The 15,759-nt window shown below is 62.4% G+C and carries 13 protein-coding genes and 2 pseudogenes; 5 read left to right on the forward strand and 10 right to left on the reverse strand.

Annotated features, from left to right (window positions below):
* Nucleotides 1-133 precede the first annotated feature (133 nt).
* From QNJ43_RS12960 to QNJ43_RS27170, 6 genes and pseudogenes are all read right to left on the reverse strand, one after another.
* Nucleotides 134-1,018, reverse strand: a pseudogene (locus tag QNJ43_RS12960) (S-methyl-5'-thioadenosine phosphorylase).
* A 168-nt stretch (nucleotides 1,019-1,186) separates the two neighbouring features.
* Nucleotides 1,187-2,029, reverse strand: coding sequence for a cytochrome c1 (locus tag QNJ43_RS12965; RefSeq protein ID WP_300470588.1), 843 nt, complete (start codon nucleotides 2,027-2,029; stop codon nucleotides 1,187-1,189).
* Nucleotides 2,030-2,055: 26 nt separating this feature from the next.
* A complete protein-coding gene (locus tag QNJ43_RS12970) occupies nucleotides 2,056-3,327 on the reverse strand; it encodes a cytochrome b/b6 (RefSeq protein WP_300470591.1) in 1,272 nt (423 codons plus the stop codon).
* 25 nt (nucleotides 3,328-3,352) lie between these two features.
* Nucleotides 3,353-3,928: a ubiquinol-cytochrome c reductase iron-sulfur subunit gene (gene petA, locus QNJ43_RS12975; protein WP_300470668.1), complete on the reverse strand. Its 576-nt coding sequence runs from the start codon at nucleotides 3,926-3,928 to the stop codon at nucleotides 3,353-3,355.
* Nucleotides 3,929-4,275: 347 nt separating this feature from the next.
* A complete protein-coding gene (locus tag QNJ43_RS27165; RefSeq protein ID WP_346432968.1) occupies nucleotides 4,276-5,376 on the reverse strand; it encodes an ABC transporter ATP-binding protein in 1,101 nt (366 codons plus the stop codon).
* Nucleotides 5,285-5,791 carry an ABC transporter transmembrane domain-containing protein gene (locus QNJ43_RS27170; RefSeq protein ID WP_346432969.1) on the reverse strand — a complete coding sequence of 169 codons (507 nt, stop codon included), beginning with the start codon at nucleotides 5,789-5,791 and terminating at the stop codon, nucleotides 5,285-5,287. Before QNJ43_RS27170 ends, QNJ43_RS27165 begins: the two co-directional genes overlap by 92 nt.
* 517 nt (nucleotides 5,792-6,308) lie before the next feature.
* Here QNJ43_RS27170 and QNJ43_RS12985 point away from each other — a divergent pair.
* Nucleotides 6,309-6,767: a tRNA (cytidine(34)-2'-O)-methyltransferase gene (locus QNJ43_RS12985; RefSeq protein ID WP_300470671.1), complete on the forward strand. Its 459-nt coding sequence runs from the start codon at nucleotides 6,309-6,311 to the stop codon at nucleotides 6,765-6,767.
* Nucleotides 6,768-6,796: 29 nt separating this feature from the next.
* A complete protein-coding gene (gene hemF / locus QNJ43_RS12990) occupies nucleotides 6,797-7,711 on the forward strand; it encodes an oxygen-dependent coproporphyrinogen oxidase (RefSeq protein WP_300470593.1) in 915 nt (304 codons plus the stop codon).
* Nucleotides 7,712-7,762: 51 nt separating this feature from the next.
* Here the strand turns inward: hemF and QNJ43_RS12995 are convergent, their stop codons facing one another.
* From QNJ43_RS12995 to QNJ43_RS13010, 4 genes and pseudogenes are all read right to left on the reverse strand, one after another.
* Complete coding sequence (locus QNJ43_RS12995; RefSeq protein WP_300470673.1) at nucleotides 7,763-8,983, reverse strand: CCA tRNA nucleotidyltransferase; 1,221 nt, start codon at nucleotides 8,981-8,983, stop codon at nucleotides 7,763-7,765.
* 13 nt (nucleotides 8,984-8,996) lie between these two features.
* On the reverse strand, nucleotides 8,997-9,257 hold the full coding sequence (locus QNJ43_RS13000; protein WP_300470675.1) for a DUF6111 family protein: 261 nt from the start codon (nucleotides 9,255-9,257) through the stop codon (nucleotides 8,997-8,999).
* Between the two features lie 9 nt (nucleotides 9,258-9,266).
* Nucleotides 9,267-9,884: pseudogene (locus QNJ43_RS13005) on the reverse strand (CoA pyrophosphatase); the annotation flags it as partial.
* 73 nt (nucleotides 9,885-9,957) lie between these two features.
* Entirely contained in the window at nucleotides 9,958-10,539 is a 582-nt protein-coding gene (locus QNJ43_RS13010) for a DUF1285 domain-containing protein (RefSeq protein WP_300470595.1), read from the reverse strand.
* Nucleotides 10,540-10,906: 367 nt separating this feature from the next.
* Here QNJ43_RS13010 and QNJ43_RS13015 point away from each other — a divergent pair, with 367 nt between their 5' ends.
* From QNJ43_RS13015 to QNJ43_RS13025, 3 genes are read left to right on the forward strand one after another with little or no spacing between them, the layout of a single operon-like run.
* Nucleotides 10,907-11,905 (forward strand): MoxR family ATPase, encoded by a 999-nt coding sequence (locus QNJ43_RS13015; RefSeq protein ID WP_300470597.1) that lies wholly within the window; start codon nucleotides 10,907-10,909, stop codon nucleotides 11,903-11,905.
* 57 nt (nucleotides 11,906-11,962) lie between these two features.
* The gene (locus QNJ43_RS13020) at nucleotides 11,963-12,904 is read left to right on the forward strand and encodes a DUF58 domain-containing protein (protein WP_300470599.1); all 942 of its coding nucleotides are present in this window, start codon (nucleotides 11,963-11,965) and stop codon (nucleotides 12,902-12,904) included.
* Nucleotides 12,901-15,741 carry a DUF4159 domain-containing protein gene (locus QNJ43_RS13025; protein ID WP_300470602.1) on the forward strand — a complete coding sequence of 947 codons (2,841 nt, stop codon included), beginning with the start codon at nucleotides 12,901-12,903 and terminating at the stop codon, nucleotides 15,739-15,741. The genes QNJ43_RS13020 and QNJ43_RS13025 overlap by 4 nt, the downstream gene beginning before the upstream one ends.
* Nucleotides 15,742-15,759: the final 18 nt, after the last annotated feature.

A 15,759-nucleotide genomic window follows, 5' to 3' on the forward strand; every position in this document is an offset into this window, starting at 1 on the left:
GGTGATGTTCGCCTACCGCCAGAAGAAGCTCGAAGAAGAGATGGTCGGCAGAAGCGACCACCTGGGCCCCTCCCCCGGCTTCGAAAACCTGAAATGGCTCAAGCCGGTCTTCGCGGGCGACACACGCGACGCGTCAGCCGTCCTTGCGGTTCAAAACCCGGCCAGCGACCGCATCGAGCTTTGCCAGAAGGCCCGGGTCCCGCTTGTCCGGTGCCGTCATCAGCGCGTAGTCGAGCGAGCTGTCGGACCCGACGGGACAAACTGGATGTTCGCGCGGGAAATCGCGTGCGACACGCGCGATCGACCGCTGGGCGTTCTCCGCGTTATCCTTCAGCATACGGATGATCATGGTGATGTCCACCTCGCCATGCTCGGGATGCCAGCTGTCGTAGTCGATGATCATCGCCACGGTCGCGTAGCAGATCTCCGCCTCGCGGGCGAGCTTGGCCTCCGGTATATTGGTCATGCCGATCACGTCGCAGCCCCAGGAGCGTTAGAGATGGCTTTCGGCCAGCGACGAGAATTGCGGCCCTTCCATCACCAGATAGGTCCCGCCGCGCCGATGGGCGATGTCCTCCGCCCACGCAGCCGCCTCGATTGAATCGACGAGCTTCGGGCTCACCGGATAGGTCATCGAGACATGCGCCACGCAGCCCGCTCCGAAGAAGTTCCGCTCACGTGCAACGGTGCGATCAATGAACTGCTCCACCAGCACGAAGGTGCCCGGCGCCAGTTTCTCCTTTAACGAGCCGCAGGCGGAGGCCGAGACCAGATCCGTCACGCCCGCCCGCTTCAGAACATCGATATTGGCGCGGTAGTTGATGTCGCTCGGGCTCAGGCGATGCCCGCGACCGTGGCGGGGCAAAAAGACGACCTTCATGCCGTCGATCTCGCCGATATACAAATCATCCGACGGCTCTCCCCACGGACTTTCCACGTGGACCCATTCCGCATTCGTCAGACCGGGCAATTCATAAATGCTCGAACCGCCGACCACCCCCAGCACCGATTTCGTCATCCCGAACCCCTTCTTGCCCACGCGGTTTGCGCCCGGGACTAACATCCAACGCCGCTCCCGTCAGCATGTCCGCACATACCGTTCGTCAACGCGGCCAATACACCCCCGGACACGAAAACGCCGCGCGATTGCTCGCGCGGCGTGTATGCATCTCGTTCATCGTTGCGCTCAGTGCCCGATGTTGCGCCAGATCTTCTTTTTGGTGAAGTAGAGCAGGTTCGCGAAGACGAGGAGGAAGATCATCACCCGGAATCCGATCTTCTTGCGCTCTTCGAGCTTGGGTTCCGCCGCCCACATCAGGAAGGCGGAGACATCCTGCGAATATTGCTCGACGGTTTGCGGAGATCCGTCGGCATATTCCACCAAATCCTCGAACAGCGGCGGCGGCATGCCGATGGCGTCACCGCCCAGGAAGCTGGTGTTGTAGTACTTGCCGTCCGGGATCTCGACGTCCTCGGGTATATCCTCGTACCCGTTCAAGAGGGCGTGGATATAATCCGGCCCCTGCTCCTGATACTGGGTGAAGGCGTCAATGACGAACCACGGGAAGCCGCGCTCCACAGCCCGCGCCTTGGCGATCAGCGACAGATCCGGCGGATAGGAACCGCCATTGGCCACCATCGCCGCCTGCTTGTTGGGGAACGGTGCCGGGAAGTGATCGGACGGCTTGGCGCTCCGCTCAAACATGTCGCCGTCGTCATTCGGCCCATCCTGAACCGTGTACTGCGCCGCCAGCGCCTTGACCTGATCCTCCGAGTAGCCGAGCGCACCAGGTTCGGCTAGGTTGCGGAAGGCGATGAGGTGCAGGCTGTGACAGCTGGAGCAGACTTCCTTGTAGACTTGGAAGCCGCGCTGCAGCTGCTGCTTGTCGTACTGACCGAACGGGCCGGAGAACGTCCAGCTCTGCCGTTCGATATGGGAACCTTCGCCCGACGCGGACGCCGGAGCGGCAACCGCCACGAAAGCGGCGGCCACGGCGGCTCGGACGGAGGTTGAGATGAGGGTCTTCATGGGTCTTGCGCTCCTCTCGTCCGTCCTCAAGCCTTGGTCTCGGGTGCGGCAGCCGCACCGGAAGGCTGGCCATTGCCGTTTTTCGCCAGAACCGCCTCGTTGATGGAGGCAGGCAGCGCCTTCGGCTTCTCGAAGAAACCCAGCAGCGCCAGAATGATCAGGAAATGGATGAAGTAGTAGGCCGTGCAGATACGCGCAGCATACACATACCAGCCTTCCGCAGGCTTGGAGCCAAGCCAGCCCAGGAAGACGCACACAATTGCGAAAATCCAGAAGAACTGCTTGTAGACCGGCCGGTAGGTCGCCGAACGCACCCGCGAGGTATCAAGCCACGGCAGAATGAACAGCACGGCGATCGCCCCGAACATCGCAACGACGCCGCCAAGCTTGTCGGGGATGGCGCGCAGGATGGCGTAGAAGGGCAGGAAGTACCATTCCGGCACGATATGCGCGGGCGTCACCAGTGGATCGGCTTCGGTGTAGTTGTCAGGATGCCCCATGTAGTTCGGCACGTAGAAGACGAACCAGGCAAACAGCAGCAGGAACACCACGATCGCGAACAGGTCCTTCATCGTGTAGTAGGGATGGAAGGGAACCGTGTCCTTGTCGGACTTCGGATCGACGCCGGTCGGGTTGTTGTTACCCGTGGTGTGGAAGGCCCAGATGTGCAGCATCACCACGCCGAGGATCATGAACGGCAAGAGGTAGTGCAGCGAGAAGAAGCGGTTGAGCGTCGGATTGCCGACCGCGAACCCGCCCCACAGCCAGTGCGTGATGGATTCACCCACCAGCGGGATCGCCGTGAACAGGTTGGTGATCACGGTGGCGCCCCAGAAGGACATCTGGCCCCAGGGCAGCACGTAGCCCATGAAGGCCGTGGCCATCATCAGCAAGAAGATGACGACACCCAGGATCCAGGAGATCTCGCGCGGCGCCTTGTAGGAACCGTAATAGAGACCGCGGAAAATATGGATATAGACAGCGATGAAGAACATCGAGGCGCCGTTGGCGTGCAGATAGCGCATCAGCCAGCCGTAATTCACGTCGCGCATGATGTGCTCGACGGAATTGAACGCCATGTCGACATGGCCCGTGTAGTGCATCACCAGCACCACGCCGGTAACGATCTGAGCGACCAGGACGATGGCGGCGATACCGCCGAACGTCCACCAGTAGTTCAGGTTCTTCGGGGTGGGAAAATCAACGAAACTGCCGCGCACCAGACTGATGATCGGGAGGCGGGTTTCCAGCCACCGGGTAGCCTTGCTCTGCGGCACATAGGTCGAATGTCCGGCCATAGTGCTTCCTCCTAGCGCGTGCGCGTCAGCCGATCTTGACGACCGTATCTGAGATGAACTGATAGGGCGGGATGTGGAGGTTCTCGGGCGCCGGGCCTTTACGGATACGGCCGGCCGTATCGTAGTGAGAGCCGTGGCAGGGGCAGAACCAGCCGTCGAAGTCACCGGCTTCGCCGATCGGGATGCAGCCCAGATGCGTGCACACGCCGATCATGATGAGGAGCTTCTCGCCGTATTCGGCCGCCGTACCCTCAACGCCACCCGCTGCCCGGTTCTCGTCGGTGGCCGGCGCATCCTCGGCAAGGTTCATGTTGCGGGCAACCGGATCCCGCAGATCCGCCAGATCGATGGCCTTTGCTTCTTCGATTTCCTTGTCCGTGCGGCTGCGGATGAAGAGGGGCTTGCCGCGCCACATCACCTTGATCTGCTGGCCCTCGGCGACGTTCGAAACGTCGACTTCGATCGAGGCCAACGCCAGGGCGGATGCATCTGGATTCATCTGACTAACGAACGGCCAAGCCAACGCCCCCACACCGACAGCACCTACGGCACCGGTCGCGATATAGAGGAAATCGCGACGGGTCGCCTCTCCCATTTCCATCGTAGCCAAGGCCTGATCCTCTCCAATCGTGTCGCCGCACCATCAATTTACCCAAAGCTCGGCAACTCCGTTTACGGAATGCACATGATGCAGGAGAAATCTATTGGCGCAATCTGCGGTTCGACCGCACATTCCCAAGCGATTGATCTTTTTGCACCTATCCCGACAATTGTCCAGATGGGCCTTAAGTTTAAGGCCCACATATTGCCGCTGCGGCATAAGGTGCCACCGCCACGCGCCCAAAGTCGCTTGCGAGAATTATAACAATTCAAAATACAAATTATAACAATTCAAAATACAGATGCCCGTCGAGGAGGAAACGCATTCCGAACAATGTGTTGCAGAATTTACGCAGCTGCCGTCTGTGCCAGGAAACCGCCGGATTGTCTGTTCCACAAGCTTGCGTAGAGACCGTCGGCCTTCAACAACTGCTCGTGCGTGCCCTGTTCTATGATACGCCCCGCATCCATGACGATAAGCCTGTCTATCACCGCAATGGTGGAGAGCCGATGCGCGATGGCGAGCACGGTTTTCCCCTCCATGAGCACGTTAAGCTGCTCCTGAATGGCCGCTTCAATTTCCGAATCAAGTACGGACGTCGCCTCGTCGAGCACCAGGGTCGGGGCATTCTTCAAAAGCACGCGCGCGATCGCGATGCGCTGACGCTGACCGCCGGAGAGTTTCACTCCGCGCTCCCCGACAAGCGCGTCGTAGCCCGTCCGCCCTGCTCTGTCGCGCAGTTCCGGAATGAACGTGTCGGCCTGGGCGCGCTGAACCGCATCAAGAACGTCCTCGTCCTCCGCATTGGGCTGTCCGTAGACGATATTGTCATGCACGGAGCGATGCAGAAGCGAGGTGTCCTGCGTGACCATGCCGATATGGCGCCGCAGCGATTCCTGTGTCACCTGCGAGATGTGCTGCCCGTCGATGAGAATACGGCCCGATTCCAGATCGTAGAAACGCAACAGCAGGTTCGCCAACGTCGACTTGCCCTCCCCCGAGCGCCCGACGACACCGGCCTTTTCTCCGGCCGCCACCGCCAACGTCAGATCGTCGATGACGCCGCCTTCCTTGCCATAGTGAAAGCCGATCCGCTCGAACCGGATTTCGCCCTTCGGCACGCTCAGCTCTCCTGCACCCGGCGCATCGACGACACTTGTGGGGCGCGACAGCGTCTCGATCCCGTTCTGCACCGTGCCGACATTTTCAAACAGTGCGGCCACCGTGCGCAGGATCCAGCCCGACAGCTGATTGAGACGGATGAACAGTCCGTTGGCCAGGGCCACCGCGCCGACGCTGATCGTGCCCATGCTCCAGAGCCACAGCGACAAGACAGCGACACAGAAGATCAATAGACTATTGAGGACCGTCAGCACGACCGTCATCGTCACGATGGAACGAAGCAGCCGTTGCATCACCACAAGCTGGCGCTCGAAGCTCTTCAGCACGAAGCCGTCCGCCCGCTCTGAATTCGGAGAACAGCTTGACCGCCTGAATGTTGGTGAAGCTGCCCACCAAGCGTCCCGACAGGGCGGAGTCCGCCTCCGCCACTGCCGCAGAGCGCACGCGAACCGGCGGCACCATGAAATAGATCGTCGCCCCGTACCCGATGGTCCACAGAACGAGCGGCAGCGCCATGCGCCAGTCGAGCCCGACGACGAGCGCCAGCGTGCCGGTCAGATAGATGAACAGGAACCAGATGCCGTCCACCACATTGACCACGCTTTCGCGCACCGCCATTCCCGTCTGCATCACCTTCTGCGCAACACACCCGGCGAAATCGTCCTGAAAGAACGACAAGCTCTGACGCTGGACATAGCGATAGGTGCGCCAACGCACCAGCGCGGTCAGGCCGGGAATCAAGAGCGAGGTTCGTCAGCGCGCGGGCACCGAGAGCGCGAGCACCGGGCGCAGCACTAGCACGACGAGTGCCATGACGAGCAGCGTGATCGCATGGGTTTCGAAAAGTGGACGGGCCGCTTTCGTTCATCAGATCGACGAGGTCGCCGACAAAGACGAACAGCACCATTTCCGCCAGCGCCGCCAACAACGAGATGATGAGCGTGACGGCCAGAAGCCGCCACATCGGCTTGAGGAAATAGACATAGAACCCGCGCACCATATCGGGCCGGGCGCTCGACGGAATGCTCCTCGAAAGGCTTCAGAAGGTTTTCGAACCAGGCGAACATCGCTATCTCAAACTCTCCGGCCAATCGCTCGCCGAAAGCCCGCGCGCGTCAGGCCATTAAGATAGGCCCGTCATCCACCAGATCAATCGTCGCTTTTTCCGCCGCGCTCCCGAACCACGGGGAACCGCGCAAGAGCGAGATCCCGAGCCCGTGGACCGTTTCGCGGACCGCCATGAAAGACGATACACACCATACCCGACATTGCACTCTACCAACCGGACATTCCACAGAACACGGGCACCATCCTGCGCATAGGGGCCTGTCTGGGACTGACGGTGCACCTGATCGAACCGTCGGGGTTTGCCCTTTCCGACCGCAATTTCCGCAGGGCCGGGCTCGACTATATCGATCAGGCAACAATACAGCGTCACCTTGACTGGAACGCGTTCAAGGCCTGGCGGCACGAAAACACCCGACGACTCGTGCTCCTCACCGCCGCCGCCAACACCGTCTACACCGACTTCGCATTCAAGGCCGACGATATCCTCCTGCTTGGGCGAAAAAGCGTGGGCGCGCATCCTGAGGTCCATGAAGAGGCCGATGCCCGATTGAAAATTCCGATGCGGCCGGGTACGCGCTCGCTCAATATTGCCATCGCAGGCGCGATAATCACCGGAGAAGCCTTGCGACAGACCGCACTGTTCCCCTAAAGCATTGACGGGGAGAAACAGGAGGACGCATGAGCGACCGGGGCGGGCCGATTCCGGAGGGAATCGAGGAAAAGAAGGCGGAAGCAGCAGACTGGTTACGCACTTTGCGCGACAAGATCTGCATGCTCTTCGAGGAGCTCGAAGACGAGGTCGGCCCGAAAGGCGGCCCTCGTGCGGAAAAGCCGGCAGCACGTTTCAAGCGCGAGCCTTGGGAACGCACCGATCACAGCGGTGCGAAGGGCGGCGGCGGCGAAATGTCGATGATGTCGCAAGGCCGGATCTTCGAAAAGGCCGGCATTCACATCTCGACCGTGCATGGCGAGTTCTCGCCGGAATTCCGCGGCCAGATCCCCGGCGCCTCCGAGGCTCCGCGCTTCTGGGCCTCCGGCATCTCGCTCATCGCCCATCCGCACAATCCCAACGTCCCCGCGGTTCACATGAACACGCGCATGGTGGTCACCACCCGGCAATGGTTCGGCGGCGGGGCCGACCTGACCCCGATGCTGGATGCACGCCGCAATCAGGAAGATCCGGACACCAAGATCTTCCATGCGGCGATGGAAGCGGCCTGCGAGGACCATCCGGGCGCCGACTACCCGCGCTACAAGGAATGGTGCGACGAGTACTTCTTCCTCAAGCATCGAAACGAGCCGCGCGGCGTCGGCGGAATTTTCTACGACTACCTGAATTCCGGCGACTGGGCCGCCGACCTCGCCTTCACCCGCGATGTCGGGCTAGCCTTTCTGGGCGTCTATGCGGAAATCGTGCGCAACAACTACCTGAAGCCGTGGACGGAGGAGCAGCGCGAGGAACAGCTCGTGCGCCGCGGCCGCTATGTGGAGTACAACCTGCTCTACGATCGCGGCACAATCTTCGGGCTGAAGACGGGCGGCAACGTGACCTCCATCCTCTCCTCCATGCCGCCGGTGGTGAAGTGGCCCTGACGGCGCGGCTTTAACGCGACAATAGCCGGGAGCCGGACAAGACCCCGGCTGCTATTCGGACGCCTCGAGCCCGGCCAGCAAGTCATCGCGCGTGAGCGCGAAATCCGAGGCGATCCAGCGCGCCTCCAGCGCCCGCAACGCCTTACCGATACCCGGTCCCGGCTTGCGCCCCAGCACCAAAAGATCTCGCCCGGCAACGGGAAAGACGGGAATTTCGAACGTGCGCAAGGCGACGATCAGACGGCGCCAGCCCTGATCCTCCGGCCCGGCTTCATCGCGGCACCAGGCCAGCAAGGCCGCATCGATCGCCGTCTCGTGGCCGACGCGGTAAAGGCACTCGCGCACATCCCTTTCCCGAAGATCGGAAGAAAAACCGCGGCTCGCGCCAAAGGCGTGCGCCATGCGCTTTTCTTCGCGCGTCGACAGCCGCAGCCGATCGGCGAGCCGTTCCACATCCTCCTGCACGAAGCAGGACAGGGCGCAAAGTCGCAGGATCGCGTCGCCCGCTTCGGCCGCGAAATCCGTCAGGTGATGGAGATGTGCGAAATCCTCAAGCAGCGCCACGCCTGCAAAGACGATTTCGATGATCCCCGTCTCCGCCATCGCCTCCACCGTTTCCACCGCGTGCGGCGCAGGCAAGATCCTCCGGATTTCATGGCCGACGCGCTCGGCCGAAAGCTGGCGAAGCCCCTCGCGAGCGGAAATGACGGCCGACAGACCCGCAGCATCGATGGCCCCCGATCCGTAGCACGCATGAAAGCGGAAGAAACGCAAGATCCGCAGGTAGTCCTCACGGATGCGCGCATGCGGATCGCCGATGAACCGCACCCGTCGGGCAAGGCAGTCGGACACCCCCTCGCCGGTAGGGTCGTGGATCGCCCCGTCCGCATCGACATAGAGCGCGTTCATGGTGAAGTCGCGCCGGGCGGCATCCGCCTGCCAGTCCCGCGAAAAGCGCACGACGGCGTGGCGGCCGAATGTCTCCACGTCCTCGCGCAAGGTTGTCACCTCGTAGGCAGTTCCCTCACTGACGACGGTGATCGTTCCATGATCGATACCGGTAGGGATGGGCTTGAGACCGGCCTTGCGGGCCCGCGTCATGACAGTATCGGGAACGGCGGTAGTGGCGACGTCGATATCGCAGACAGGTTCGCCCATCAGCGTATTGCGCACGGCTCCGCCGACCACGCGCGCGTCATCGCCCTCGATCGCGATGGCATCGAAGACACGGGCGAGATTTGCGCTCGTCAACCACAGCGCATCGGTGATCATTGCGGACAATGGACTATTCCAGCCGACCGGGAACGAGTTCGCCGTCCTTGTACTCCATCGACGTGTAGGTCGCATCGGCGTTTTCATTTTCGAAGGAGGCCAGCGTGATCAGATTGACGATCACAATGACGCCGCCGACGAGCGACAGCCACAATGTCGGCGCATCACGCCAATTTTCCGCCGAAGCCGACCGGCGCACGATCATCAGCCACATGCCGTAGCCGATAAACGGCAGCAGAAAAAGCAGGAGGTGGACGACAATGATCCGCAACATGGTCCAGCCGTATACCGTATCGTAGAGGCAACGCAAGATACCTGCCGTCACACCCCATAATATATCGGCTCTCATAGGGCATCGCATAGAAGTGACGTCGCGCGCCCTTCCATTCGCGAGAGAGCTTCTGGTGATTGGCCGGCAACATCAGAAACGACAAAGGAACCTCGAAGATATCCGCGACCTCCCTCCGGTTCCGGGCGCAGCGTGAATCCCGCGCACCACGCCGAGAACCGGCACGATCCGGAACCCGGAACGGGTGAGATAGGGAACGAGCCGCCCGATCGGTTCCACGAAATCCGAAGCCAGCCCGATTTCCTCACTCGCTTCGCGCAAGGCGGCGTCGGTCGCGTCATGGTCGCCCGCATCGATCTTTCCACCGGGAAAAGCGATCTGACCGGCGTGACTGGACAGATGGTCGGTGCGCTGAGTGAGCAGCACGCTCGCCTGTGACCCGCGATCCGCCGCGGTAATCAGAACCGCCGCATCGCGCAACACGCGTTGCGAGGCCTCGGGGAAAAGGGTGGTATTGAGAACATGGTCGCCCGCCACGCCCGACTGGCCTTGCAGATGATCGCGAACGCGTTCGCGAAACCCGGCAGCGGAAAAATCGCTGGCTCGGGACAGACCGAAATCATGCGGAGACGCGTCGAGCGCCTCGATCACCACGTCCGCATCCGATCCTTCCCGTTCATTCGTACTATCCATTGACATGCATCTCGAAAAAATGTCCGCCGCTCCAGACACCAAAGCGGGTGCGCTCACCCTCACGCTCCTCCACGACCAACTCGGCCAGTTCATAGAGAAGAGGCCGCGTGAGCTTGGCCTCCAACCGTCCTCTGACGAGAATATAGGGTTTCAATCCGCCCGTGTCCGCTTCCTCCGCGAAACGGATCGGATGGTCGCTGTCGCATTCGACCACATCGCCCACATTCGTGCGGAACGTCAGCACCTGGTCGCGCCCCTCGCCCTGCGCATGCATTTCCACCGCAAGAAACGGCGCGTCCTCGACCGTAATGCGGATCTTTTCAACCGGCGTGACGAGATAGAACTCCCCATCGGCATCATGGCGCAGCACCGTGGAGAAGAGACGCACCAGCGCCTCCCGATTGATCGGCGTTCCCATGTAGTGCCACGACCCGTCGGCGGCGATCCGCATGTCGATTGCGCCGCAATAGTCCGGCTCCCAGCGCTCCACCAGAGGCAACCCCCGACCGCTCGGCGCGGCGCGACGAATAAGCTCCTGCAGAGCGTTCGGGGTCACGTCAATGTGATGAGGCATCGGTACGTCAGTTTCCCCGTTCCTGTTTTGGTATTTTTCCGCAATTCATACGCAATCTAGCGGATGTCTTCGCCTCTTTTCTGTCAGTATTGTTCACTCAAATCCAGTCGCGGAATCCGGATTCGTCCGCCGCGACGGGACACATACGATATGCTGCCTGCGTTTGACGCGGTGCTTCAGCGTAGCATGCATGTTGACCATGCATGCTTGGGGCGTGTCTGGAGCGAGCCGGAACCTTCCCGGCACACCGCACCTGTTATCCGGCAGCCACAATCTCCGGGTACGGAGAATGCGGAAAACAGGGATCGCATGATCGCCTGACATTCCTGCGCGGGCTAGCCCTGCGGCAACTGGGACGGGGAGACGAATGAACGCCTATCGAGCAGACGAACCCGACGCCATCGTCGCCGAGACCGAAGCCGCAGTGAAACGACTTGCCGCCGCGCGCGAGGAAATCGGACGGGTGATCTTCGGCCAGCAATCGGTCGTCGACAATTCGCTGATAACGCTTCTCGCCGGAGGACACGGCCTGCTGGTGGGCGTGCCGGGTCTGGCCAAGACCAAGCTCGTGGAGACACTGGGCACGGTCATCGGACTTGAGGCCAACCGCATCCAGTTCACCCCCGACCTGATGCCCTCCGACATTCTGGGCGCGGAAGTCCTGGAACAAGCCGAGGACGGAACACGCTCGTTCCGCTTCATTCCCGGTCCGATCTTCGCGCAGCTCCTGATGGCCGACGAAATCAACCGCGCCAGCCCCCGCACTCAGTCCGCTCTCCTACAGGCGATGCAAGAATACCACGTCACCGTGGCCGGCTCGACGCATGATGTGCCGAGGCCCTTCCATGTGCTCGCGACGCAGAACCCGCTTGAGCAGGAAGGCACCTACCCCCTGCCCGAAGCCCAGCTCGACCGCTTCCTGATGCAGATCGACGTCTCCTACCCGGATATCGAGGCGGAGCGGAAGATCCTGCTGGAAACCACGGGCGCCAGAGATTCGCAGGCGACGGCGGTGCTCAATTCAACCGAACTGATTTCCTTCCAAAACCTCGTCCGTCGCATTCCAGTCGGAGATTCCGTCGTCGACGCGATCCTGAAGCTGGTCCGCTCCGCCCGCCCCGGCGAGACGGAAGATCCGATCGCGCAATACATCGCATGGGGCCCAGGCCCGCGCGCATCCCAGGCGCTGATGCTGACGGTCAGAGCCCGCGCCCTTCTGCAGGGCAGGCTTTCGCCCTCGATGGACGACGTTCTGGCACTGGCCGAACCTGTTCTGCAGCACCGCATGGCACTGACCTTCGCGGCACGCGCCGACGAGCACAGCGTGCGCGGCGTCATTGCCGACCTCAAGGCGAGATTGGTCTGATTTCAGCGCTTTTTCGCGCGCCCCGGCACAAGGCGCCGGGCCTGACACGGACGCAAGATGCAGCAGCCGACACTCGAGCACACCACCCAGTCGCCAGAGACCTGGCCTGACGTCATCGGTCAGGCGCGCACTCTGGCCGAGACGCTACCCGATCTGCTCGTTGAGGCGAAGCACATTGCCAACACCGTCTCCGCAGGCTGGCACGGCCGCCGCCGCGCAGGCCCGGGGGAAACCTTCTGGCAGTTCCGTCCCTTCACCATGGGCGAGCCGGTCAAGCGCATCGACTGGCGCCGCTCTGCCCGCGACGATCATCTTTTCGTGCGCGAGCGCGAATGGGAAGCCGCACACACCATGTGGCTGTGGTCCGATCTTTCCCGCTCCATGGCATTCCGCTCCCGGCTGGCTTCCGCTTCCAAACGCGACCGCGCGCTGGTCATCCTGCTGGCCCTGGCCGATCTGTTGGCCGGCGGCGGTGAGCGCATCGGACTGACCGGGCTGACCCGGCCGACCTCCCATCGCAATGCCGCAGAAACGATCGCAACGACTCTGAGCCATGCGTCCCAGCCCGTCTCCCTGCCGGATACGGACGCCATTGGCCGCTTTTCCGAAGTCGTCCTCATCGGCGATCTTCTCGACCCCACCGAAGAGATCGCGACCTGGATCAAACGCGTCGTCGCATCCGGTGCGCGCGGCCATTTGGTGCAGGTGATGGACTCGGTCGAAGAGACCTTTCCTTTCGCCGGAAGAACCGAATTCCGCGATCCCGAAACCGGCATACGTCTGACGGCGGGGCGGGCGGAATCCTGGCGCGAAGCCTATCAGGAACGTCTCCGCCGTCACCGCGCCGAATTGCACGAACTGACCCGCAAGGCAGGCTGGACCTTCCTCGTCCACCATACCGACCGCCCTGCGAACGAACCTCTTCTGGCCCTGCACGCCCGGCTGGCAGATAATGTCGAAGCTGCGGCGGAGCCGGTTAAGGGCATGAGGGGAGCATGATGTTCGGCTTGCCGCTCGCCTTCACCAGCCCTTTCGTTCTGGCCGCCCTTCTCAGCCTGCCGATCATCTGGTGGCTGCTGCGGTTCACGCCGCCGCGCCCCAAGGAAATCGCATTTCCACCGACGCGCCTGTTGCTCGACGTCGAAAAGCATGAGGAAACGCCCGCGCGCAGCCCCTGGTGGCTGACCTTGTTGCGGCTGCTCATGACAGCAGCCCTCATCCTCGCCCTGGCAGGTCCGATCTGGCGGCCGCTGACGGATACCGGCGGCGGATCCGGCCCGCTCTGGCTCATCATCGACAATGGCTGGACGGCAGCACCCGATTGGGCCGCCCGTCAGATCACGGCAGAACGGCTGATCGACGGCGCCGAGCGCGACGGTCGTCCCGTTCTGATCGCGGCAAGCGCCGACGGCCCCGGACAGGCGATCTCTCCCGTCAGCGCAGGAGAGGCACGAGACCGACTCCGCGCGCTGGAGCCCCGCTCCTGGCCCTCAGATCCCGACAGCCTTCTGCCTGCCATGAGAACCGCCGGCGAAACCACCGCTCCCGGCTCCGTCGCCTGGCTTCAGGACGGACTGGACGGCGATGCGATCAACCATTTCGCCGAGACGCTCGGAGACGTCACCAAGGGCGCCCAGACAAGTGTCTACGTCCCCGATAGCCTGCCCGCCGGGCTGAAAGCCGTGCGCAACAGTGCCGACGCGCTGACCGCGACCGCCGTTCGCGATGAAACCGGCACCGGACAGGACCTGTCCGTCCAGGCGCTCGACCTGAAGGGGCTCGTAGTTGCCGAAGCATCTGCGCATTTCAATGCGGGCAACAGCGAGGCGAAAGTCCGCTTCGAATTGCCGGTCGAACTGCGCAACGAGATCGCGCGGCTGCAGATTGCGGATGAACACACCGCAGGCGCGGTCCAGCTTGTCGATGAACGTTGGCGCAGGCGCACCGTGGGCCTGCTTTCCGGTGTATCGGGTCAACACGCCCAGCCGCTTCTGTCCCCGCTCTATTATCTGCGCCGCGCCCTAACGCCCTATGCGGATCTGCGCGAGCCGCGATCGCTCGACCTGGCACACGCCCTGCCGGAGCTGATCGAACAGAACGTCTCCGTGCTGCTGATGGCCGATATCGGCAACGTCCCGGCCGAAACCCTCAATGACTTGCGCCGCTGGGTCGCCGCAGGTGGCGTGCTGGTGCGCTTTGCTGGCCCCCACATGGCTGCGAAGACCGACGACCTCATCCCCGTCGATCTCAGAACCGGCGGCCGGGCGCTCGACGGCAGCCTGTCCTGGGAACAGCCCCAGCCGCTGGCGAATTTTTCCCAGATCAGTCCCTTCGCGGGTATTCCGGTGCCCGACGACGTATCCGTGCGCCGACAGGTTCTGGCGGAACCCGATGCCACCTTGCCCGACAAGACCTGGGCAAGCCTCGCCGACGAAACGCCGCTCGTGACCGCCATGCCGATCGATCGCGGCTGGGTCGTGCTCTTCCACGTCACGGCTGACACCAGCTGGTCCAACCTTCCGATTTCCGGAACCTTCGTCGAAATACTGCGACGTATCCTGTCCTTCTCCGTTGCCCGCGCATCCACCGCTGGCGATGAGGAGGGAACGAAGACGGCAACACTGGCGCCGATGAAGCTTCTGGACGGGTTCGGTCGTTTCGTGATGCCGGGCGCGGTGGCGAAACTGGTTGCGCTCGCCGAACTCGACGGCATCGAACCAAGCCACACGCACCCGCCGGGACTTTACGGGGCCGACAAGACCTTCCGCGCGCTCAACCTGCTGAAGCCGGATGCAGAACTCACGTGCTTCGATACCGATGAGCTGGGCACGAATGCATCGGTCGAAAGTTATCGCACGGCCGGTCCGGTCGATCTGCGGGCGGGACTGTTCGTTGTCGCCCTTCTGTTGCTGATCGCGGATGCACTTGCCGTCCTGGTGCTCGGCGGCGGCTGGCGTCTGCTGCAACGCCCCGCTGGCGTTACCCTCGTCCTTCTCTCTGCCGGTCTTCTCATCGCAATGCCCGGCGAGAGCCGCGCGCAAGGGACCGGGTCTGCCACATCCGAGCGCAACGCTTCCGACTATGCGTGGGCGCTTGATGCCGTTCTCACCACGCGGCTTGCCTATGTGGTCACCGGAGATCAGCAGATCGACGAAACCAGCCGCGAAGGACTTCTGGGCCTTTCGCGATATCTGCAATCACGCACCGCCCTGGAGCCGGGCCCGCCCATCGGCGTGCATATCGACAGGGACGAACTGTCCTTCTTTCCGTTGCTTTATTGGCCCGTCGATGAGGCCTCAACCAAACCCGACGATCAGACCATCGCCCGCATCGACGCCTATATGCGCGGCGGCGGAACGATCCTGTTCGACACCCGCGACGAAATCGGCAGGACGGAAGCAACCGGCGGCTTCGGCGTCTCTCCGGCGACCCGAAAACTGCGCGAGATCCTCTCCGGTCTCAACATCCCGGCGCTCGAGCCCGTTCCGCAGGACCATGTCCTGACCAAGGCTTTCTACATGCTGGACGAATTTCCGGGCCGCTGGAGCGGCAGCGCGCTATGGGTGGAAGCAACGCCGGAGAACAACAGCACTGACGACCGCCCCGTGCGCGCCGGTGACGGCGTCTCCCCTATCCTGATCACCGCCAACGATTTTGCCTCCGCATGGGCGATCGACGAGGCGGGCAATCCGATCTACCCCACGGTGCCCGCCGATCCGATGCAACGCGAACTCGCCTATCGCTCCGGGGTCAACATCGTCATGTACACGCTGACCGGAAACTACAAGGCCGATCAGGTGCATGTGCCCGCGCTTCTCGAACGCCTGGGGCAATAGGAGGGAGCCGCGATAAAC

Origin of the sequence: Breoghania sp., assembly GCF_030066895.1 — a bacterium.
GTDB lineage: Bacteria > Pseudomonadota > Alphaproteobacteria > Rhizobiales > Stappiaceae > Breoghania.